Source organism: Nocardia sp. Root136, from assembly GCF_001427185.1.
GTDB classification, from domain to species: domain Bacteria; phylum Actinomycetota; class Actinomycetes; order Mycobacteriales; family Mycobacteriaceae; genus Nocardia; species Nocardia salmonicida.
On sequence record NZ_LMFE01000001.1, the window covers coordinates 2,285,935 to 2,307,372 of the forward strand.

20 protein-coding genes are annotated in these 21,438 nt (G+C 68.0%); 8 read left to right on the top strand and 12 right to left on the bottom strand.

The features are described 5' to 3' along the window. Positions 1 to 46: 46 nt before the first annotated feature. The 5 genes from ASD42_RS10585 to ASD42_RS10605 are packed head-to-tail and all read right to left on the bottom strand — an operon-like array spanning position 47 to position 5,107. Complete coding sequence (locus tag ASD42_RS10585) at positions 47 to 985, bottom strand: glucosyl-3-phosphoglycerate synthase (RefSeq protein ID WP_056813411.1); 939 nt, start codon at positions 983 to 985, stop codon at positions 47 to 49. Continuing rightward, positions 982 to 1,959: a dihydropteroate synthase gene (gene folP, locus ASD42_RS10590; protein ID WP_174552001.1), complete on the bottom strand. Its 978-nt coding sequence runs from the start codon at positions 1,957 to 1,959 to the stop codon at positions 982 to 984. The genes ASD42_RS10585 and folP overlap by 4 nt, the downstream gene beginning before the upstream one ends. A 21-nt stretch (positions 1,960 to 1,980) precedes the next feature. Continuing rightward, positions 1,981 to 3,747: a long-chain-acyl-CoA synthetase gene (locus ASD42_RS10595; protein ID WP_056813415.1), complete on the bottom strand. Its 1,767-nt coding sequence runs from the start codon at positions 3,745 to 3,747 to the stop codon at positions 1,981 to 1,983. A gap of 11 nt (positions 3,748 to 3,758) precedes the next feature. Next, positions 3,759 to 4,313 (bottom strand): TIGR00730 family Rossman fold protein, encoded by a 555-nt coding sequence (locus ASD42_RS10600; RefSeq protein ID WP_056813417.1) that lies wholly within the window; start codon positions 4,311 to 4,313, stop codon positions 3,759 to 3,761. Next, a complete protein-coding gene (locus ASD42_RS10605) occupies positions 4,307 to 5,107 on the bottom strand; it encodes a TIGR00730 family Rossman fold protein (protein ID WP_056813420.1) in 801 nt (266 codons plus the stop codon). The genes ASD42_RS10600 and ASD42_RS10605 overlap by 7 nt, the downstream gene beginning before the upstream one ends. 99 nt (positions 5,108 to 5,206) lie before the next feature. On the opposite strand from ASD42_RS10605, the gene ASD42_RS10610 reads away from it, so the two are divergent. Beyond that, positions 5,207 to 6,025 (top strand): hypothetical protein, encoded by an 819-nt coding sequence (locus tag ASD42_RS10610; RefSeq protein ID WP_200950398.1) that lies wholly within the window; start codon positions 5,207 to 5,209, stop codon positions 6,023 to 6,025. A 26-nt stretch (positions 6,026 to 6,051) separates the two neighbouring features. Here ASD42_RS10610 and dapE read toward each other — a convergent pair whose 3' ends face one another. After that, positions 6,052 to 7,146 carry a succinyl-diaminopimelate desuccinylase gene (gene dapE, locus ASD42_RS10615; protein WP_056813422.1) on the bottom strand — a complete coding sequence of 365 codons (1,095 nt, stop codon included), beginning with the start codon at positions 7,144 to 7,146 and terminating at the stop codon, positions 6,052 to 6,054. A gap of 118 nt (positions 7,147 to 7,264) precedes the next feature. On the opposite strand from dapE, the gene dapD reads away from it, so the two are divergent. From dapD to sigJ, 4 genes are all read left to right on the top strand, one after another. Then, entirely contained in the window at positions 7,265 to 8,215 is a 951-nt protein-coding gene (dapD, locus tag ASD42_RS10620; RefSeq protein WP_056813425.1) for a 2,3,4,5-tetrahydropyridine-2,6-dicarboxylate N-succinyltransferase, read from the top strand. Positions 8,216 to 8,384: 169 nt separating this feature from the next. Then, a complete protein-coding gene (locus ASD42_RS10625) occupies positions 8,385 to 9,002 on the top strand; it encodes a hypothetical protein (RefSeq protein WP_056813428.1) in 618 nt (205 codons plus the stop codon). A gap of 139 nt (positions 9,003 to 9,141) precedes the next feature. Next, complete coding sequence (locus ASD42_RS10630) at positions 9,142 to 10,221, top strand: NAD(P)/FAD-dependent oxidoreductase (RefSeq protein ID WP_056813431.1); 1,080 nt, start codon at positions 9,142 to 9,144, stop codon at positions 10,219 to 10,221. Then, positions 10,218 to 11,096 (top strand): RNA polymerase sigma factor SigJ, encoded by an 879-nt coding sequence (gene sigJ, locus ASD42_RS10635; RefSeq protein WP_082844116.1) that lies wholly within the window; start codon positions 10,218 to 10,220, stop codon positions 11,094 to 11,096. The genes ASD42_RS10630 and sigJ overlap by 4 nt, the downstream gene beginning before the upstream one ends. Here sigJ and ASD42_RS10640 read toward each other — a convergent pair. Continuing rightward, positions 11,071 to 11,460, bottom strand: coding sequence for a PPOX class F420-dependent oxidoreductase (locus tag ASD42_RS10640; RefSeq protein ID WP_056813434.1), 390 nt, complete (start codon positions 11,458 to 11,460; stop codon positions 11,071 to 11,073). The genes sigJ and ASD42_RS10640 overlap by 26 nt on opposite strands. A gap of 123 nt (positions 11,461 to 11,583) precedes the next feature. Between ASD42_RS10640 and ASD42_RS10645 the strand changes: the two genes are divergently transcribed. Further along, positions 11,584 to 12,255 (top strand): molybdopterin-dependent oxidoreductase, encoded by a 672-nt coding sequence (locus tag ASD42_RS10645; RefSeq protein WP_056813437.1) that lies wholly within the window; start codon positions 11,584 to 11,586, stop codon positions 12,253 to 12,255. 3 nt (positions 12,256 to 12,258) lie between these two features. Here ASD42_RS10645 and ASD42_RS10650 read toward each other — a convergent pair whose 3' ends face one another. Further along, positions 12,259 to 13,686: an acyl-CoA synthetase gene (locus ASD42_RS10650; protein ID WP_056813440.1), complete on the bottom strand. Its 1,428-nt coding sequence runs from the start codon at positions 13,684 to 13,686 to the stop codon at positions 12,259 to 12,261. A gap of 125 nt (positions 13,687 to 13,811) precedes the next feature. On the opposite strand from ASD42_RS10650, the gene ASD42_RS10655 reads away from it, so the two are divergent. After that, positions 13,812 to 14,663 (top strand): oxygenase MpaB family protein, encoded by an 852-nt coding sequence (locus tag ASD42_RS10655; protein WP_056813441.1) that lies wholly within the window; start codon positions 13,812 to 13,814, stop codon positions 14,661 to 14,663. A gap of 93 nt (positions 14,664 to 14,756) precedes the next feature. Further along, complete coding sequence (locus ASD42_RS10660; protein ID WP_235569366.1) at positions 14,757 to 15,467, top strand: hypothetical protein; 711 nt, start codon at positions 14,757 to 14,759, stop codon at positions 15,465 to 15,467. On the opposite strand, the gene ASD42_RS35695 is transcribed toward ASD42_RS10660, so the two are convergent. From ASD42_RS35695 to ASD42_RS10680, 4 genes are all read right to left on the bottom strand, one after another. Further along, a complete protein-coding gene (locus ASD42_RS35695; protein ID WP_327152877.1) occupies positions 15,468 to 17,171 on the bottom strand; it encodes a serine/threonine-protein kinase in 1,704 nt (567 codons plus the stop codon). Between the two features lie 75 nt (positions 17,172 to 17,246). After that, entirely contained in the window at positions 17,247 to 18,332 is a 1,086-nt protein-coding gene (gene dapC / locus ASD42_RS10670; protein ID WP_056813447.1) for a succinyldiaminopimelate transaminase, read from the bottom strand. Between the two features lie 26 nt (positions 18,333 to 18,358). Continuing rightward, entirely contained in the window at positions 18,359 to 18,682 is a 324-nt protein-coding gene (fdxA, locus tag ASD42_RS10675) for a ferredoxin (RefSeq protein ID WP_056813450.1), read from the bottom strand. A gap of 108 nt (positions 18,683 to 18,790) precedes the next feature. After that, a complete protein-coding gene (locus ASD42_RS10680) occupies positions 18,791 to 21,391 on the bottom strand; it encodes a bifunctional FO biosynthesis protein CofGH (RefSeq protein WP_056813454.1) in 2,601 nt (866 codons plus the stop codon). Between the last annotated feature and the right edge of the window lie 47 nt (positions 21,392 to 21,438).

Below are 21,438 nucleotides of genomic sequence, written 5' to 3' on the forward strand. Positions count from 1 at the left end.
GGCGCCGCTCCGGTCCACTGACCGAGGCGGCGCCCGATGTGGACGACTATGCCGCGACTTGTTCGGGCCGAAGGGTTTTCATCGGCGGTCGGTCTTCGAGCGAGACCGCGGTGGAATGGGCGATGAATTCGCCTTCGATCAACGGGAACTGGGTCAGCGGAGCGCCCGAGTCGGGGACTCCGCTGCGGCGCAGAGCGGTGCCGAGGATCTGGCGGCTCATCACGCCCAGGTCGGACAGCGGGCGGTTGCGGTGGGTGCGTACGCCCAGGTTCACCTGGGTGATGGCGTCCATGCCCATGTGGTCGTAGGTGTCGAGGAGCAGGCCGATCTCCACGCCGTAGCCGGGAGCGAACGGGACCGCGGTGAGGAGTTCGCGGGTGCCCGCGTATTCGCCGCCGAGCGGCTGGAGCACCTGCACCAGTTCGGGGCGAAGGGCGGCCAGCAGCGGACGGGCGACGAGTTCGGTGACCCGCCCGCCGCCGTTCGCGTCGACGGACTCGCCCTGACGCAGCGGGCGGCGGTAATAGGCCTTGGACAGGTGCGTGCCCTGCATCATCAGCAGCGGGCCGAGGAGCTTGGGCACGAAGTCGGGGTCGGGGTCGATCAGGTCGGAGTCGACGAAGGCGATCAGATCGCCCGTGGTGACCGCCAGCGACCGCCACAGCACCTCGCCCTTACCGGGGACCGGTTCGAGTTCGGGAACGGCTTCCTCACGTGAGATCACCTCGGCGCCCGCCGCGCGTGCGCGTTCGGCGGTGGCGTCAGTGGACCCGGAGTCCAGCACGATCAGTTCGTCGACGAGCGTGCCGAGCAGCGGCCGGATACTGGCCACGACCCCGGCGACGGTGTCCTGTTCGTTCAGCGCGGGCAGCACCACCGATACGGTGCGGCCCTCCTTGGCGGCGACGAGCTCGCCGACCGTCCATTCAGGGGTGTCCCATGTGTGGGTAGTGGCCCAGGCGGGCTCGCGGTGTTGGATTTTCATGCCAGACCTCGCAGAGTTCGTGCGGGGGGCCGGATGCCCTGGATCGCGGCGATCATGTCCACGACCCGTCGGGTTTCGGCGACTTCGTGAACCCGGAAGATCCGAGCGCCCGCGGCGGCCGACCATGCGGTTGCCGCCAGTGTGCCCTCGACCCTTTCGGTAAGACCTACCCCTAGAGTCTCCCCGATAAAATCCTTGTTGCTCAGTGCCATCAGCACTGGCCATCCGGTATTTACAAGACCGTCGATTCCGCGCAACAACTCGAGCCCGTGATAGGTGTTTTTGCCGAAATCATGAGTGGGATCGATCACGATGCCATCGGCTCGCACGCCCGCCGCCGCGGCATTCTCGGCCGCGGCGACGACGGTGGCGGTCACCTCGGCCACCACATCGGCGTAGCGAACACGATGCGGACGGGTGCGCGGCACGGCGCCGCCGGTGTGGCTGCACACGATGCCCGCGCCCGTTTCGGCGGCGACGTGCACGAGATCGGGGTCGGCGCCGGCCCAGGTGTCGTTGATCAGGTCGGCACCCACGGCGACAGCGGCCCGCGCGACGTCACCTCGCCAGGTATCCACACTGATCAACAGGTCCGGATACTTCGCCCGGATCGCCGCGACGAACGGCACCACCCGCTGCGCCTCCTCGGCCGCGTCGACGGTGACTCCCGGCCCCGCCTTCACCCCGCCGATGTCGACCAGATCGGCGCCCTCGTCGACCGCGCGCGAGACGCGTTCCATCGCGGCCTCGTCGCTGAAGGTGGCGCCACGGTCGTAGAACGAGTCCGGCGTGCGATTCACGATCGCCATCACCAACGCGCGATCCGTGGCCACCTCGCGCCCACAGAAGGTGTGCGCGTCGCGCCTCCCCGGGATTTCCGCCGACGACTCGGGACCGCGACTGCTTGTGCTCCGGGCAGGCGGTTCGTTCTCTGGTCGGGGTCCGGGCGTACCCGACGAGTTACCGATGTTCATGCGAAATCAGACGTTACCTTGCTAGCGCGGGGCTCGACCGGCGGCGACGTCATCGGCGTATCCGTCGTAAGCCGGGATGTAGCCATCTGTCGGACCGGACAGCACATACAGCTGACCGTCCGCGTCGGGTGCGTATCCCTGCTTACGCAATTCCACCTTCCGGCTCTTGAATGTCGAGGTCTGCTCCAGTTCGGCGACCACGCGCACGTACAGCGGGACCGCGTATAAAGGCAGTCGCTGGTAGGCGGTCGCGGCCAGGGCCTTCCCGTCGAACGAGGCGTCGTCGGCCAGCGTGATCGCCGCCATACCCGCTTTTCCGTCGGTGCCGGGAATATCGACGCCGTAGACAACGGCCTGATCGACGCGCTCGTCGTGCCCGAGGGCGCCCTCGACCTCCGTGGTCGCCACGTTCTCGCCCTTCCACCGGAAGGTGTCGCCGAGCCGGTCGACGAACGCGATATGCCAGAAGTGCTGATCGCGGACGAGGTCGCCGGTGTCGAACCAGCAGTCGCCCTTCTTGAAGCCGTCGCGCACCAGCTTGGATTCCGACGCCTTCTTGTCGGTGTAGCCGTCGAACGGCTGCCGGTTGTTCACCTTCGCCAGCAGCAGCCCCACCCCGCCGGACCGCACCCGGCGCAGCTTCCCATCGCGACCGCGCCGCGCGTGGCCGGTCTCGTCGTCGTACTCGACGACCGCGTACGGCAGCGGGCACAGTCCGGCGGTCCGGTCGACGCCGAACGCGTTGACGAACGCCAGCGGCGCCTCGCTCGACCCGTAGAACTCGACCACCCGGCCGATCCCGAACCGGCGACGGAACTCGTCCCACAGTTCGGGCCGCAACCCGTTGCCGACGGCCAGCCGGACCCGGTTGCCCTGCTCGCCGGACCGCACCGGCTGGTTGATCAGGTAGCGGCACAGCTCGCCGATGTAGATGAACGCGGTGGCCCGCTCGCGCGCGATCTCGTCCCAGAACCCCGACGCCGAGAACTTGCGGCTGAGCACATAGGTGGATTCGCCCGCGAGCACGGCCGACAGCGCGACCGTGAGCGCGTTGTTGTGATAGAGCGGCAGGCAGCAGTACAGGGCGTCGTCGGCACGCAACCGGACGCCGAGCCCGCCGAGCCCGGACATGCTCTTGGTCCAGCGCTGATGGGTCATCACGCTGGCCTTGGGCAGCCCGGTGGTGCCGGAGGTGAAGATGAGGAACGCCCGTTCCCCGGCCCGGACCCGCGCGCACGTGGCGGGGTCGGAATCGGTCGCGGTGCGGGCCGACTCGGCCAGTTCCTCGGCGGTGAGCACGTTCTCCGCCGGGTCGGGCAGCGAATCCAGCGCCTCGGCACATTCCGCGCCGACGACATTGAGCACGCTGCCGAGCAGCCCGATACTGTGTGCCAGCACCTGATCTCGCTGGTTGTAGTTGAGCAGCCCCACCGTGGCGCCGAGTTTGAGCACGGCCAGCACCGTGAACAGGGTTTCGGGCCGGTTGGTCATCAGTACGCCGACCACGTCGCCGCGCGTCACCCCGCGCGCGGACAGCACTGCGGCGTAACGGTTCACCTCGCTGTTGGCGGCGCGGTAGGTGTAGGAACGACCTTCGAAACGCAGGAACACCCGGTCGGGCCTGCGGTGTGCGACCCGCTGGAAATACAGCCCGATGGAGGCTTTGTCCTTGGGCCCCACCAGCATTCCGCGCGCGTTGCGCAGCATGCCGGGGGCGTCGAGCACCATGGCGGGCAGGGCTTTGGCCAGGTCGAACACGCTTACCGTGTCGCGCGCGTCATTGCTCACGTCGATCTCTCCTACTGTGCGGGCGCGGCCGGTTCCAGCGCGGCGAACGCGGTGGGCAGGTCGGTGGCCACGATGAGTCGGTCACGTGCTGCCCTCGGCACAATGGTGCGCTCGGACAGTTCGTCGATCCAGTGGAACAGGCCGTCGTAGAAGCCGTTCGCATTCAGCAGGACAACGGGTTTGGTGTGTTCACCGAGGTAGCCGCCGGTCCAGGTCTCGAACAGTTCCTCGAGGGTCCCGATGCCGCCCGGCAGGGTGAGGAACGCGTCCGCGCGCGCTTCCATCAGCTGCTTGCGCTGGCGCATCGTGTCGGTGACGAGCAGTTCGTCGGCGTCGACATCGGCGACTTCCTTGTGCACCAGATGTTTCGGGATCACGCCGATGGTGTGCGCGCCACCGGCCCTGGCCGCGGTGGCGACCGCGCCCATCATCGACACGTGGCCACCACCGGAGACCAATTGCCAACCGCGACGCGCGATCTCGGTGCCGACGCGCGCGGCGAGGCTGATCAGGTCGGGATCGGTGGTGCTGGCGGAGCAGTAGACACAGACGGAATAGCTCACCATTGATCCTCGGTACCGAGACGCTCGATGTTCGCGTGGTCGCCGGTTTCGCCCTGGATGATCCGCACGACCTCGTCGACGCTGTCGGTGAGCTGGATCAGGTCGAGATCCTCGGGCGAGATCTTGCCCGAACCCGCCAGGGAGCTGCGCAGCCAGTCGACGAGGCCGGACCAGTAGGCGGTGCCGAACAGAATGATCGGGAAGCGGGTGATCTTGCGGGTCTGCACCAGGGTGAGCGCCTCGAACAGCTCGTCCAGGGTCCCGAAACCGCCGGGCAGGCAGACGAAGGCCTGGGAGTACTTCACGAACATCGTCTTGCGGACGAAGAAGTACCGGAAGTTGATCCCCAGATCCACCCACTCGTTGAGCCCCTGCTCGAACGGCAGCTCGATCCCGAGCCCGATCGAGTAGCCGCCCCCTTCCGAGCAACCGCGGTTGGCCGCTTCCATCGCGCCGGGCCCGCCGCCGGTGATCACCGCGAAGCCCGCCCGACTGAGCGCCGCGCCGATCTCCCGGCCCGCCACGTACTCGGGGTGGTCGGGACCCGTACGCGCCGAGCCGAATACCGTCACCGCGGGCGGGATCTCCGCGAGCGCGCCGAAACCCTCGACGAACTCGGCCTGGATCCGCAGTACCCGCCACGGATCGGTGTGCACCCAGTCGCTGTCCTGCCGCGTATCGAGCAGGTTCCGGTCGGCGGTCCGCACACCGGGCTTGCGCTCCCGGCGGAACATCACCGGACCACGGAACTTCGGTTTGACCTTCCCAACCTGTTCATCAGCGGAATCGGTAGACATGACCCCAACCTACTGTGTTGGATTCCGGTCACGGGCGCGCACTTCTAGATCGGCCGGGCCACGGCCATCCGCGTCCTCGATCGAGCCGAAGGATTTCCTGTGTCCCCTGCCGCCGCGGCACATTCCGGTCGCGTGCTCGTCGTACTCGTCGCCATGACCGGTGCGCTGAGCGCCGCGTTCGTTGTCGCTCCACGCCTGCTGGCGAACAGCGTCGAGGCCGGCTTCAGCGACGAGAACGATCTCCGACGAGCGTTCCGCACGGCCTTCGTCGAGTATTGGCAGGCCGGGAACCGGGAGTTCACCGCCGACCTGGCGAAGGTGGTCGACTACTGGTACCGCTACCACCTCGTCAAAGCGGTACTCGCCGCGATTCTGCTGGCTGTGCTCGTCACGCTCACCGTGAAGCTCTGGCGGGCGTTCATGGCGGCGGGCCAGGCCGCGCTGGGCACACGGGTCGGTCTCGCGGTGTCCGGTGGCCTGGCCGCCGTGCTCGCGCTGTGCTCGCTCGTGCTGGTACTGGCCAATGTGCAGGGCGCGGTGACGCCCTTCGCGTCGCTGTTGCCGATGCTGCTGGGCGAGGACTCCGCCCCGACCGAGGTCATCACCCAGGTCGACCGCCGGTTGGCCGACGGCACCCGGGTACCCCCGCTGGAGGTGATGATCGACGAATTCGCTCGCTACCACGTGGCGATGGCCGCACTCGCCGCCGTCACAGCCGTTCTCCTGCTCGGGGCGTGCGCACTTCTGTGGCGCACATCCGTCCGGTCCCCCGACCGGCGCTCCCGCCGCGTCCTCGCGTGGTTCGGCACCCTCTCGGCACTGCTCGCGCTGATCATGGTCGTCGTCGCGGTAGCCAACACCACCAACGCGTCGAACCCGGTCCCCGGCCTGGCCGCCCTGTTCACCAACGGTTGGTGAGCGCGAACTTCGACAGCCGCCTCGGCCTACGCCTTGGACAGGTAGGTGCGCAGCATCGCGGTGACGGCGGTGATCTGGCTGAGCGGGACGTGCTCGTCGCGCTTGTGGGCGAGGTTGGGGTCGCCGGGGCCGAAGTTCACGGCGGGGATGCCACGGGCGGCGAAGCGGGACACGTCGGTCCAGCCGTACTTGGCGCGCACGCCGCCGCCACCGTGGGCGTTGACGGAGTCGATGAGGGTGCGGGCGGCGGGGGCGGTCAGGCCGGGCAGGGCGCCCGGGGAGGAATCGGTGACCTCGAAGGCGACGTCGAGTCCGTCGAAGACCTCGTGGACATGCGCCACGGCCTGCTCGACGGTGCGGTCGGGGGCGAAACGGAAGTTCACATCCACCTCGGCGACATCGGGCACCACATTGCCCGCGACCCCGCCCGAGACCCGCACGGCCGACAGACCCTCGCGGTACACACAACCGTCGATATCGACCTCGCGCGCCTCGTAGGCCGACAACCGCGCCAGCACCGGAGCGAGACCGTGAATCGCGTTCTCCCCCAGCCATGCCCGTGCGGAATGCGCTCGCACACCCGAGGTGGTCAAGCGCACCCGCAAGGTGCCCTGACACCCCGCCTCGATCCAACCCGCCGACGGTTCACCGAGAATCGCCAAGTCGCCTTCGAGCCATTCCGGCAATTCGCGCTCGATATGTCCGAGTCCGTTGAACTCCGCGGCGATCTCCTCGCCGTCGTAGAAGATCAGCGTCAAATCATGGGCGGGGTCGGCGATCGTGGCGGCCAGATGTAGGAATACCGCGTCGCCGGATTTCATATCGACTGTGCCACAACCGAACAGCACCGCTTCGCCGTCGACTCGATCCGGTCGGCTCGGCACATTGTTCGCGATCGGCACCGTATCGAGGTGGCCCGCCAGAATTACCCGTGTGGGCAATCCGCGCTGTGTGCGCGCCAGCACCACATTGCCGTGCCGGAGCACTTCGAACCCGGTGGTCTGCTCCCGAATCGCCTGCTCGACCAGGTCCGCGATCTTGGCCTCGTCGCGCGACACACTCGGCACGTCGACGAGGGCGGCGGTCAACTGGATGGGATCGGCACGCAAATCGAGAGTCACATCTCGACAGTAGTACGCCCGAGCCCTCGATCCGCGGATCCGGGCGAAGCCGACCGCGTGGTCCAACGCACAGGGCCCGCGGCACACCGCACCGGCCGGAACGGGCAAAATAGCCTCCGTGAGTATTCAGGGAGCAACTGCAGTCGGTATCGCCAATGTGACCTCGGACGGAACCGTCCTCGATACCTGGTACCCCAGCCCCGCGCTGGGCGAGTTCACCGAGACCGGCTCCCAGCGCCTCGACGCCGCCGAGGTGCCCGAGTTCGCCGAACTCCTCGGCGTGGACGCGGCGCGTGGGGTCGAGGTGATCGCGGTGCGCACCACCATCGCGGATCTGTCGGCCGCCCCGGTCGACGCGCACGAGGTCTACCTGCGCCTGCACCTGCTCTCGCACCGCCTGGTCCAGCCGCACGGCCTGAACCTCGACGGCCAGTTCGGCCTGCTCAGCAATGTCGTGTGGACCAACCACGGCCCGTGCGCGGTCGAGGGCTTCGAGCAGACCCGCCTGAAGCTGCGCGCCCGCGGCCCGGTGACGGTGCTCAGCGTCGACAAGTTCCCCCGCCTGGTCGACTACGTGATCCCCTCCGGCGTGCGCATCGGTGACGCCGACCGGGTCCGCCTCGGTGCGCACCTCGCCGCGGGCACCACCGTCATGCACGAGGGCTTCGTCAACTTCAACGCGGGCACCCTCGGTAACTCGATGGTCGAAGGTCGCATCTCGGCGGGTGTCGTGGTCGGCGACGGTTCCGATGTGGGCGGCGGCGCTTCCATCATGGGCACCCTGTCCGGCGGCGGCACCCAGGTCATCTCGGTCGGCGAGCGTTCGCTGCTCGGCGCGAACGCGGGCGTGGGCATCTCCCTCGGCAACGACTGCGTGATCGAGGCGGGCCTCTACGTCACCGCGGGCACCAAGGTCACCGGACCCGACGGCACCGTCGTCAAGGCCGCGAGCCTGTCCGGTCAGGACAACCTGCTGTTCCGCCGCAATTCCACCACCGGCGCCGTCGAGGTCGTCGGGCGCAAGGGCACCGGCGTGGAACTGAACGCCGCATTGCACGCCAACGATTGACCGGTCGAATTGCCGGGCCGAACGGCCCGGCAATTCTTCTCACCAGTCACAATTCAGCAAATATTGCGGTTTCATGAAGATGAACCCAAATGTGCGACAAGCGAATTCGCGCGCTAATCTTCGTTTCGCTGCTCCGATCAGGACAGCGAAAAAGCGGAGGGATTCAAGAATGAAGTTCGGAAAGATCACTACTGCTGTTTTCATGGCGGTCGCCGCGGTGGGGATTACCGCTGCCACTGCCAACGGTGCGCCCGCGGTGGCCACCGAACAGCCCGCTGTAGTGGCTTCGGGGGGCGTGACTTCTGGCGTGACGCACGGAATCAACTACCAGACCACGGTGTCCCCGGCGGACAAGACCGTCACCTGGGCAGTCGACAACGGCAAGTTCGCGGTCTCCGCCGACGGCGCCTCGGTGCTGCTCGAGACCGCCGACGGCGTGATCGTCGACCAGGCGCCGCTGCGCTCCGAGGTCGCCGGCCTGCCGATCGCCGTGAACCCGCAGATCAGCGAGGACGGCCGCACCGTCAAGCTGACCTCCACCATGACGCCCGAGGATTCCGCGAAGCTGAGCGACATCGCGGAACTGAAGGACATCAGCTCCTACGACCGGCTCGTCGAGCAGGTCAACAAGAACCTGCCCGGCGTCGTCATCGGCGGCGTCATCGGCGCGTTCTTCCCGTTCCTGTGGCTGTTCACCATCCCGGCCGGAATGGTCATCGGCGGCTACCTGATGGGCGGCCAGGAATTCCTGGATGCCGTGATCGCCTTCGCGACCGGTCAGCCCTGATCTGACATCGCGATAGGGAAAGGCCTCGTACTTCTGCGGAGTACGGGGCCTTTCCGCTGTGGTGGGGATCACCGTCACAAACAAGCGCCTGCCCGCATCCCATGGTCGAACACCTCAGTTCCCATGGCAGGAGGCACAGATGGACATCGTGGTTATCGGAGCGGGCTACGCAGGGACTGTCGCGGCGAATCGACTGAACAAGAAGGTTCCCGACGCGCGGATCACTGTGGTCAATCCGCGGGGCGACTTCATCGAGCGGGTGCGGTTGCACGAGCAGATCGCGGGCAGCGGCGCCGCGGCCCGACCGCTCGCCGAGATGCTCAGGGGAGCGATCGCGGTCGAGACCGCGAGCGTGGACAAGATCGGCGACGGCACTGTCGCCCTCGACAACGGCCGGAGCCTGAACTTCGACCACGCGATCCTCGCGGCGGGCAGCATCGCGAACCCACTGCCCGGCGCGATCGCGGTCGGTACGTGGGAAGGCGCCGAACAGGCGCGCATCGCGCTCGCGGCGCTGCCCGCCGGCGGGATCGTCACGGTGATCGGTGGTGGGCTGACCGGGATCGAGACCACGGCCGAGATCGCCGAAGCCCGTCCCGACCTGCGCGTACGACTGGTGAGCGACACGGTCGCCGACTGGCTCTCCGTCGGCGCGCAGCGGCATATCCGGAACACGCTGACCCGATTGAACGTGGAGATCGTGGCCGATCGGGTCGCCGAGATCGATGCGACGACCCTGCGCCTGCGTTCGGGCACCGAACTCGATTCCGATCTCACCCTCTGGGCGATCATCTCCGCGGTACCCCAACTGGCCGCTCGCAGCGGACTCGCGGTGGACATCGACGGCCGCGCCCTGGTGGACGCCGACCTGCGCAGCGTCACCGATCCTCGCGTCTTCGTCGTCGGCGACTGCGCGGCTGTGCCCGGCATGCGCATGGCCTGCGCCACTGCCGCTCCCCAGGGCGCACACGCGGCCGATACGCTGGCCAGGATGAGCAAAGGACGGGAGCCGCGGCCGTTTTCGCTGGGCTACAGCGGCCAGGGAATGAGCCTGGGCAGGCATGACGGGCTGGTGCAGGCGACCGACCGCAACGACATCGCCCGGCGGTTGTACCTCGGCGGATCCCTCGCCTCGTTCACCAAGGAACGCATCAGCCGCTATGCCGCCTACGCCTCGCGCACCGGCAACAGCGTGTGGCTCAGCGGCCCGAAACGGTGATCCAGGCACACGTCGACACCTTCACCGAGAACCGGCGGCTGCTGTTCTCGATCGCCTACGAGATCCTCGGCTCGGTCGTCGACACCGAGGACGTCCTGCACGACAGCTACCTGCGCTGGCGCGAGGTCGACCTCGCGCTGATCGAGAACCCGCGCGCCTACCTCGCGCAGATCGTCACGCGGCAGGCGCTCGGAGTGCTGCGGTCCACCGCGCGCAGGCGTGAGGACTACATCGGCCCGTGGCTGCCCGAACCACTGGCCACCGAGGCCGACGGCGGGGTCGAGCACGTGCTCACCGGCGAGGCGGTGACCACCGCGATGCTGCTCGTGCTGGAAACGCTCACGCCGGTGCAGCGGGCGGTGTTCGTGCTGCGCGAGGTGTTCGCGTTCGACTATCCGGAGATCGCGGCGGCGGTGGACAAATCCGAAGCCGCTGTGCGGCAACTGAACCAACGCGCCCGCAATCGGGTGCACGCCGCACGCCACACCGCCGTCGCCACTCCCGCCGAGGCCCAGTCTGTGGTGGAGAAGTTCTCGATCGCGGCCGCCACCGGCAATGTGCAAGCACTGATGGACGTGCTCGCTCCCGAGGTGGTGTTCCTCGGTGACGGCGGCGGCGTGGTGAACGCGGTACGCAGGCCGGTACGCGGCCAGGACAAGGTGGCCAGGCTCGTCATCGGCTTGCTCGCCAAGGGGCAGCGACTCGGCGTCCTGGGCGCGCACCTCGGCATCTACAACGCGATGCCCACGATCCTGGCGACCGTCGACGGCGTACTCGACCAGGTGACCTCCATCGAGGTCACCGATGGCCGGGTCACCGCGATCTACTCCATGCGCAACCCCGAAAAGCTCAGCGCTGTGCGGATTCCGGAATGAGGCCGAAGGCGATGATCCGCTCGGGGTGGATCCGGATGAGCGCGTCGGGCTGATCACCGATATAGGACTCGACGCCGGTCAGCGCCTCGGCGGTGCCCCGGATCTCGAGGCAGCGCACCCGCCACGGCCGCACCGAGGCGATGTCGTCGACGACGAAGGCCACCTGGGCGTTGTCGGCGAGATTGCGGAACTTCTTGGAGGCGGCCATGTTCCAGCCCGCGATGTCGATCGTGCCGAGTTCGGCGTTGTAGCGGAAGCCGACCGGGTTGTTCTGCGGGGTGCCGTCTGGGCGGACCGTCGCCAACCGCCCGAGCTGCTGGGTCGACAGGTAGGCGAGGTGGTCCGGTGTCAGCGTTGTGCTCATGCCTCGACGCTAAAACCTCGAGCGCTGTCGAGGTCAAGGGATCGCCGCGCACCGCCGCTCGACCTCGCGCCGTCCACGCGCTACGCTGCCAGTTATACGGCACCGTATAACTGGAGGTTCGGCATGACACTTCCCCCTGGTCAACGCGCGATCGACGGCTTCCCCCGCTTCGGCACCCACCTGCATCACCCACCGCCGCCGATTCCCGCGAACCCGGTGATCGAGGTCGGTGGCGAGCTGACCCAACCGTTCGCTCTCGCCATGACCGACCTCGCCCAGCTACCGCGCGTGGAGGTGAAAGCCGACTTCCACTGCGTGGCCGGGTGGTCTGCTACCGACCTGCGCTGGGAGGGCATCCCGTTCGCGGCGTTCTACCGCACGCGCGTCGAACCGATTCTCGCGCCGGGCATTTCGATCAGTCACGTCGTTTTCGAAGGTCTCGACGGGTTCCAGTCGATCGCGTTGCTCGAGGACGCGCTGGCCGATGATGTGCTCATCGCCGACCGACTCGACGGGCAGCCGCTCACCAGCGATCACGGCGCTCCGATTCGGCTGGTGAGTCCCGGTCAGTACGGATTCGTCAACACGAAACACCTGTGCCGCATCGAATTCCACACTTCGCAGCCCATCGACCCGGACAAGTGGTCACCGCTCGCGGCACACCGCAGGGCGCGGGTCTGGGAGGAGGAGCGGCATCGCTACCTGCCGGGACGCGTTGTTCGGCCGATCTACCACGCGTTGATCGGACCGATCCGGCGAATGAGCGCTCGCGGGAGCACCGAACGGACCGAGTGAATCTCAGTCCAGCAGCTTCTTCTGCACCTTGCCCATCGCGTTGCGCGGGAGCGCGTCGACGAAGCGGACCTCACGCGGGCGCTTGTGCGCCGAAAGCTGTTCGCCCACATAGGCGGTCAGCTCGACACCGAGCGCGTCGGAACTCCCGTCACGCGCGACGACGAAGGCCACGATCCGCTGCCCGAGATCGTCATCGGGCAGCCCGACCACGGCGACCTCGCCGACCGCCGGATGCCCGAGCAGCGCGGTCTCGATCTCCCCCGCGCCGATCCGGTAGCCGCCGGATTTGATGAGATCGATCGACTCGCGCCCGACGATCCGATGGAACCCGGCGGCATCGATGACAGCCACGTCACCGGTGCGGAACCAGCCGTCCTCGGTCCAGTCCCGCGCGGTGGCCTCCGGCCGATTCAGATAGCCGTCGAACAGCATCGGTCCACGAACCTGCAGGCCACCGATGCTCGCACCGTCATGCGGAACGGGCTCGCCGCCTTCGTCCCGCAGCCTCGTTTCCACCCCTCGCACCGGTGTGCCGACCCAGCCGGGCCTGCGCTCACCGTCGGCCCGGGTGGACAGCGTGATCATGGTTTCGCTCATCCCGTACCGCTCCACCGGCGCCTGCCCGGTGAGTTCGGCCAGCTTCTCGAACACCGGCACCGGCAGCGGCGCACTGCCCGAGACGAGCAGCCGCGCCTTCCCCAATTCCTTGGCCAGTTCAGGCTTCTCGACCACGCGCGACCACACCGTCGGCACGCCGAAGTACAGACTGCCGCCCGCCGCCGCGTACGCCTCGGGCGTCGGCTTGCCGGTGTGGATCACGGGACTACCGATGCGCAACGGCCCGAGCAGCCCGAGGATCAGCCCGTGCACGTGGAACAGCGGAAGCCCGTGCACCAGTGTGTCTTTCCACGTCCATGCCCACGCCTCGGCCAGCGCGTCGAGCCCGGCGGCGATCGCACCACGGCTGAGCATCACACCCTTGGGCGCCCCGGTGGTTCCCGAGGTGTAGAGGATGAAGGCGGTCGCCGCCGGATCGGGTTCGGGATAGGTATGCCACGACCGCGCGTGCAGCCGCACCGGCACCACCGGCAGATCCGTGCCCTCCGGGGCCGGACCCAGCCAGGCTTGCGCACCCGAATCACGCAGAATGTGCTCGCGCTCGGCGACGCCGGAGTCCGGCGGCACCGGAACCACGGTGACACCGGCGATCAGGCAACCGACCACGGCGATCACGGTGCGCAGGGTCGGTTCGGCCAGCACCGCGACGCGGTCGGCACGAGCGATCCGTTCCGCCACCGATGTTGCCGAACCCAGCAGATCACTGCGCGACACGGTGGCATCATCGATGGTGACGGCGTCGGGAATGTCATCCCCGGCGGCGACGGCGGCCGGATTCAACGAAGCGAGCAGCAGCGGCGGACCATAGGGCATCCGTCAACGCTAACGCGACGAGGTTCCGTGCGTGCCGCCGCCGCTGTCGTTGACACCCCGGTGACATGATGCGAGATTCAACGTATAATTCTCTCACGCTCTCTTCGACGAAAACGGGGTCAACGATGACCATCCAGTCGCGCTCGCGTTCGCAGCAATCCGAACCGGCACAATTCGACATCCGCGACTACGTCGACGGCTCCGCTGCCTTCTACGGCGCGACCGCCAATGTGATCATGCAGCTCAGCCTGGCACCCGTGGGCCACGGCGTCGCCGAATCGACGGTGCACAGCGGCAGCATCATGAGGCACCCGATCAAGCGCACTCGAACCACGCTCACCTACCTGTCGGTCGCGCTGATGGGCACCGACGCCGACCGCGCGGCCTACCGCACCGCCGTCAACGGCGCGCACCGCCAAGTCCACTCCACCGCCGACAGCCCCGTGAAGTACAACGCCTTCGACAAGAACCTGCAGCTGTGGGTGGCCGCGTGTCTGTACTGGGGCTCGGTCGACGTGATGGATCGTCTCTACGGCCCCGTCGACGATGTCATCGCCGACACTTTCTACGACTACGCCCACTACCTCGGCACCACCCTCCAGGTGCCCCGCGAGATGTGGCCCGCCGACCGCGCCGCCTTCGATGCCTACTGGTCCGAGCATCTGAAGCTCACCAGCGTCGACGCCACGGTCAAGGCCTACTTCGACGACCTGCTCGACCTGAAGATGCTGCACCCGATCCTGCGCCCGCCCTTCGCCCGCTTCCACCGCTGGTTCACCACCGGCCTGCTCCCCCAACACCTCCGAGACGAACTCGGCCTGTCGTGGAGCCCTGCCGACGAGCGCAAACTCAACCGCCTGATGCGCACCACCGGCAATGTGACGGGCCGCCTGCCGCGCCCCCTCCGCAACTTCCCCTTCAATGTCACCCTCGTCGACATGCGCCGCCGCCACCGGCGCGGCAAGCCCCTGATCTGATCGGTCGTACCGCGCGCCTCCCACGCCGACCTGCGGCGTTCGGGTTTCATTCCCCACGATCGCAACGCCGTCGCGCGGAATCGGAGGACGTTCGTGAGCATTCGAACAGTGACATGGTGCGCGGCGGCGGTCGCCGTCGGCCTCATGGTGGCCGCGCCCGCCGCCCGCGCGGACGAGGACCCGTCGACGGTGCCGCCGCGAACCGCGATGTCGCTGCGGATGCCGGGCGGATTCGCCTGGGGCACAGCCAACGAGCACGAATCGCGGGCGGCGCTGTCGATGTCCAAGCTCTACATCGCCGATTACGCGCTGCGCCACGGCGACGGCTCGCCGGAGGACCGCGCGCTGTCGGAACGGATGATCCGTGACTCCGACGACGGCGCCGCCACCCGACTCGCCGACAAATATCCGCAAGCGATCGAAGCGACCGCGGGCGAATACGGATTGCGCGCGACGCACGGCACCGCCGACTGGGGCCGGTCGAGCACCAGCACCGCCGACATCACCGAATTCCTGGCCGCCAAGCAGCGCACCGACGCCGGTTCGCCGATCTTCGAGTGGATGGCGGGTGCGAGCAATACCGCCGCCGACGGCACTCCCCAGAACTGGGGTACCGCCCAGCTCCCCGGCGTGCAGGGCAGCAAGTGGGGATGGTCGGATGTGGGCGCTCCCGAGGTGGCTTCCGCGTCCTTCGGGCCCGGCTTCTCGGTCGCCGCGCACACCTACGGCGCACCGGCCGACCAGTCCGCCGATGTGCTCGACGCCCTTCCCGCGCTGATCCTTCGCCTGGCTGGGGCGTACTGATCAGAAGGGTGCTTGCTGCCACCAGTTGTCGCGGGTCTCCTCGAAGGAGTGACCCGGCCACGACACCTCCACCACCGAGTTCGCGCTGAACACATTGCCGCGCTCCCTGGCCGCGAGCGTGAACGGCGCGGCGGGGTCGCGTGGCCGGTAGGCGGCGAGGCTGGTGTGGTGCAGTTCGCGCGTGCTGTCCTCGATGGTGTGCCGCAGGAGATAAGCGTCGACATCGGCGGCCTCGGGGTACTCGGTGTACCAGGCGATGAGCCCGTCGGAATCGGTGCAGCTGATCTGTCGCAGCGGCGCCGGGTCACCCGGCAGCACGACCAGTGACGGGGTCGCCGAGCAATTCGCCGCGCGCCAGCCGCGCCCGGTGGGCCCCGACGGGATCAAGCCGGTGAACCCCGACGCCACCGAACCATGTGCGCCCCAGGTAGGCGGCGGTGGAACTCGGTTGGGCCGCACGAACTTCCAGTAGATCGCACCGACGCCGATGACGCCGACCCCGGCGACCAGCGCGAGCACGATCAGACTCACCGCGAGCGCCCGCCACCGCGACGAAACCGCCCGCTGCGGTGGTCGCCCGGACGATTCAGCGTGCTGCCCGACCCCACGGGCACCTGCTGGCGCATTCTCGGGACGCGGAATCGCCACGGCGCCAACTGCTTCCCTTCCACCACCGTGCACTGTGGCCGGCCGCGGAACGGGATACGACGGCGAACTCACCAAGGTCGGGTTCAGCGAACTCTCGCCAGTATTCGTCGGCAGGTGTTCACGACCGAAAAACGCCCCGGCCGAACCTGCCGACCTAGTCGCCATACGGGTTGGTTCCCCAGTACGGGGCGACGGGGAACCGCCTATGCCCTGCGACACGGAACCCGCACCGCCCAAGGCCGCTGTCGCCGCGCGCGCGAATTCCTCGCAGCTGTCGAATCTTTCGTCCGGCACCTTCGCCATGGCCCTGGCGATGACCGCGTCGATTCCGGGCGGCAGATCCCCGACCACCGCGGACGCGCGAGGTACCGGCTTGGTCAGGTGGGCGGCGACCACCGCGCCGGGATTGTCGGCGGGAAAGGGACTTTCGCCGGTGAGCAGGGTGAACAACGTACAGCCGAGCGAGTACTGGTCGGAGCGGTGATCGACCGGTTCACCCGAGAGTTGTTCGGGGGACGCGTAGGCCAGGGTCGCGAGGAAAGCTCCGGTGCGGGTGAGTTGGCGGGCATCGCCGCGGAGTCGGGCGATGCCGAAGTCGGTGAGCAGCACGCGGTCGCCGGAACGGCTGGGGCCGAGCAAGATATTGGCGGGCTTCACATCTCGGTGCAGCACGCCGCGATCGTGGGCGTAGTCGAGGGCTTCGGCGGTCCGGGCGATGATGCCGACCGCCCGCGCCGGGGCCAACGGCTCCCCGCGGAACGCCGAGGCGTCGCGGCCGTCGACGTACTGCATGGAGATCCACATCAGGCCGTCTTCGATACCGCGGTCGAGCACCGACACGATGCCGGGATGATCGAGATGGGCGGACACATCGGCCTCGCGCTCGAACCGGCCGCGTACCTCGTTGTCGGAATACAGTTCGCGATCGAGCAATTTCAGCGCTACCTGCCGCGGCAGGCGCGGATGCGCCGCGAGATACACGGTGCCCATCCCGCCCCGGCCGAGCAACCGGTCGATCCGATACCCCGCGAAGACCGTGCCGGCGCCGAACTCCACCCCGTGCATCCGTTGTCCCCTCGATCCTGTCCCCTTGTGCTCCACACGATATCGGCAAGCGCGCCGAGATCGCGTTCAGGACAGGCGGGCGGCCGCTTCGGCGATGCGCTCGTCGGTGGCGGTGAGGGCGATACGCACGTGCTCGGGCGAACGGGGACCGTAGAAATCGCCGGGGGCGGCGAGGATTCCGCGTTCGGCGAGCCAGTCGAGGGTCACGCGGCAGGGTTCGCCGCGGGTGGCCCACAGGTACAGCCCGGCTTCGGAGAAGTCGATGCGGAAACCCGCCTGCAGCAAGGCGTTTCGCAGGATTTCGCGGCGGGCGCGGTAACGCTCGCGCTGCTCGACCTCGTGCACGTCGTCGCTGAGCGCGGCGGTCATCGCGGCCTGGATCGGGAACGGCATGATCATGCCGGAGTGCTTGCGCACCTCGAGCAGTTCGGCCACCAGTTCCGGATCACCGGCGATGAAACCGGCGCGGTAGCTGGCCAGGTTCGAGGTCTTCGACAGGGAGTGGATGGCCAGCAGGCCGGTGTGGTCGCCGTCGCAGACGCGCGGGTCGAGGATCGATACGGCCTCGCCCTCCCAGGTCAGGCCCAGGTAGCACTCGTCGGAGGCGACGATCGCGCCGCGCTCGCGAGCGAACGCCACCACCTTGCGCAGGTGCTCGACGGGCAGCACCTTGCCGGTGGGGTTCGAGGGTGAGTTCACGAAGATCAGCGCCGGGTTCTGCGGGCCGATCTGGGTGAGACCGTCTGCGCGCCAAGGCTTCGCGCCCGCCAGCAGCACGCCGACCTCGTAGGTCGGGTAGGCGATCTCGGGGATCACCACCAGATCGGCGGAACCGATGCCGAGCAGCCGAGGCAGCCCGGCGATGAGCTCCTTCGTGCCGAGCACCGGCAGCACCGCCGCCGGGTCGACGCCGGTGACGCCGAACCTGCGCGCGAACGCGGCCACGACGGCGGAACGAAGCTCAGGGGTGCCGTGCGTGGTCGGATAACCGGGAACAGCCGCCACCGAACCCAGTGCCGCCCGGATCAGCGGATCGACCGGGTCCACCGGTGTCCCCACGGACAGGTCGACGAGTCCGCCCGGATGGGTGGACGCCTTCTGCTTGACCGCCGCGATGGTGTCCCACGGGAAATCAGGCAGCAGGCTGCTCACACGCCCACGGGTGGGCGCCCCTGTGCTCACTCTTCGGCCATCGGGGGCAGCGCCTTGATGAAGGCGGGGTCGAAATCGACCACACCGACCTTGGTCGCGCCACCGGGGGATCCCAGTTCGTTGAAGAAGTCGACGTTGGCGTTGATGTAACCGCTCCACTGGTCCGGAGTGTCGTCCTCGTAGAAGATCGCTTCCACGGGGCAGACCGGCTCACACGCACCACAGTCCACGCACTCGTCGGGTTGGATGTAGAGCATGCGACCGCCCTCGTAGATGCAATCCACGGGGCATTCCTCGATGCACGCCTTGTCCTTCACGTCAACGCACGGTTCAGCGATGATGTACGGCACTGCCGTTCTCCTAGTCTGTCCTCACCTGCGGGGTTACTCCGCCCACGAAACCCTATCCCGACCGCCCACATTACTCCCAGGTCAGCCTGCCCTAACTCACTCTGGCAATCATCCGATAGCCAAAGGCAGTGGTGTCGGTTTGGCTTCCACCTGTCCGTAGGTGGTGGTGCGTTCGCGGACCGGACGGTCGATGCCCGCCGCGATCTCGGTCAGCTCGGCGACGGTTTTCGCCGAGCCGTGCTGGGAGCCGGCCATCCGGGAGATGGTCTCCTCCATCAAGGTGCCACCCAGATCGTTGGCGCCGCCGGTGAGCATGGCCTGAGTACCGAGGGTACCCAGTTTCACCCAGCTGGTCTGAATGTTGTGGATGCGGCCGTGCAGCATGATCCTGGCCAGGGCGTGGACCGCGCGGTTGTCCCGGTTGGTCGGCCCCGGCCTGGCCGCGCCAGCGAGGTACAGCGGCGCGCTCTGGTGGACGAACGGCAGTGGGACGAACTCGGTGAAGCCGCCCGTCTCGTCCTGGATGCCGCGCAGCACCCGCAGGTGGCCGACCCAGTGCTTCGGGTTGTCCACATGGCCGTACATCATTGTCGAGCTGGAGGGGATGCCCAGTTTGTGGGCGGTGGTGATGACCTCGATCCAGGCGGAGGTGGGGAGTTTGCCCTTGGTGAGCACCCAGCGGACCTCGTCGTCGAGGATTTCGGCGGCCGTTCCGGGGATCGAGCCCAATCCGGCCTCCTTCAGCGCCGACAGCCAGTCGTGGATGCTCTGGCCGCCACGGGAGGCGCCGTTGACGATCTCCATCGGGCTGAACGCGTGGACATGCATCGACGGGACGCGGGCCTTGATGGCGCGGACCAGATCGGCGTAGCCGGTGACGGGGAGTTCGGGGTCGATGCCGCCCTGCATGCAGATCTCGGTGGCGCCGTCGACGTGGGCTTCCCACGCGCGATCGGCGACCTCGTCGGTGCTGAGGGTGAAGGCGTCGGCATCGCCCTTGCGCTGGGCGAAGGCGCAGAAGCGGCAACCGGTGTAGCAGATATTGGTGAAGTTGATATTGCGGTTGACGACGTAGGTGACCTCGTCGCCGGAGACCTCGCGGCGCAGCGAATCAGCCAGTGCAGCAACGGCTTCCATATTGGCGCCGTCGGCCGTCGCCAGTGCGAGGTACTGGTCGTCGGTGAGCCCCGCCGGGTCCTTCTCGGCCGCGCGCAGGGCATCGAGCACCTCGGAATCGAGGCGCTCCGGCGCCACGACGGCCAGGTCGCGAGCGTGTTCGCGGATCGTCTCCCAGTCGCCGAACGCGCCGACGACTTCCTGGCCGAGCCCGGAATCGCTGCGACTGTCGGTATTGCGGCCCTCGGTGTCGATGGCGGTGTTCAGGTCGACACGGCCGACCGAATCCCACGACTCGTCCGGCTCCTGCCACGGCAGGCCGACCGGCAGCACATCGGGCCTGGCCAGCCCGGTGGCGGGGTCGGTGAGCGCGTCGACATGCGCGCCGATCCTCGGGTCGATCCACGGGTGTCCCGCGCGCACGTATTTCGGGTGCGCGGAGGTGCGTTCGACGAGGGTGAACCCGGCCGCCTCGGTGATCTCGCGCAGGGTGTCCAGGTTCGGCCACGGCCTTTCGGGGTTCACGTGGTCGACCGTCACCGGCGACACCCCGCCCCAGTCGTCGATGCCCGCGTCGATCAAGGCCAGGCAATCGCTGTGCGACACCAGGTTCGGCGGTGCCTGCACCGGAACATCGGGTCCGAGAAGCAATCTCGTCACCGCCACGGTGGCAAGGAACTCCGCCACGCCCGCGTCGGGGACGTCGCGCATGGCGGTGTCGTCCTTGGCCCGGAAGTTCTGCACGATCACTTCCTGGATGTGCCCGAACTCCCTGTGCCGCTGACGAATCGCCATGATCGACTCGGCGCGCTCGGTGAGGTTCTCGCCGATGCCGACCAGGATGCCGGTGGTGTAGGGCACCGAGAGCCTGCCCGCGTCGGTGATCGAGCGCAGCCGGACCGCGGGATCCTTGTCGGGGCTGCCGTAATGGCACTCGCCCTTGTCGGTGAACAGCCTGGTGGCGGTGGTCTCGAGCATCATGCCCATGGACTGGGCGACCGGCTTGAGGCGGGAGATCTCGTTCCAGCTCATCACCCCGGGGTTCAGGTGCGGCAGCAGGCCGGTCTCCTCGAGCACGAGGATGGAGACGGCGCGCAGGTAGTCGAGGGTGGAGTCGTAGCCGCGTTCGTCGAGCCACTGCGCCGCCTCCGGCCAGCGGTCCTCCGGCCGGTCGCCCAGGGTGAACAGCGCTTCCTTGCACCCCAGCGCGGCGCCCTGGCGGGCGATCTCGAGGACCTCGTCGGGTTCGAGGAACATGCCCTTGCCCTCGGCACGCAGCTTGCCGGGCACGGTGACGAACGTGCAGTAGTGACACTTGTCCCGGCACAGCTTGGTGAGGGGGATGAACACATTGCGCGAATAGCTGATCGTGCGTGGGCGACCCGCCGATTCGAGCCCGGCATCGCGGACCCTGGCGGCGCTCGCGCACAGGTCGACGAGGTCGTCGCCGGTGGCATGCAGCAGGACGGTGGCCTCGTCGACGTTCAACGTGACGCCGTCGCGGGCTCGGCGCAGGGCCCGTCGCATAGCGGTGGGACTCGGCGGCGACATCGGAACGCTCGGCTTCGGAAGGTCGGTCACCCCGTCGATCATGCGCTACTTCTTCCCCGGACGTGTGGTCGGTGAGGTCACGGGCCCGT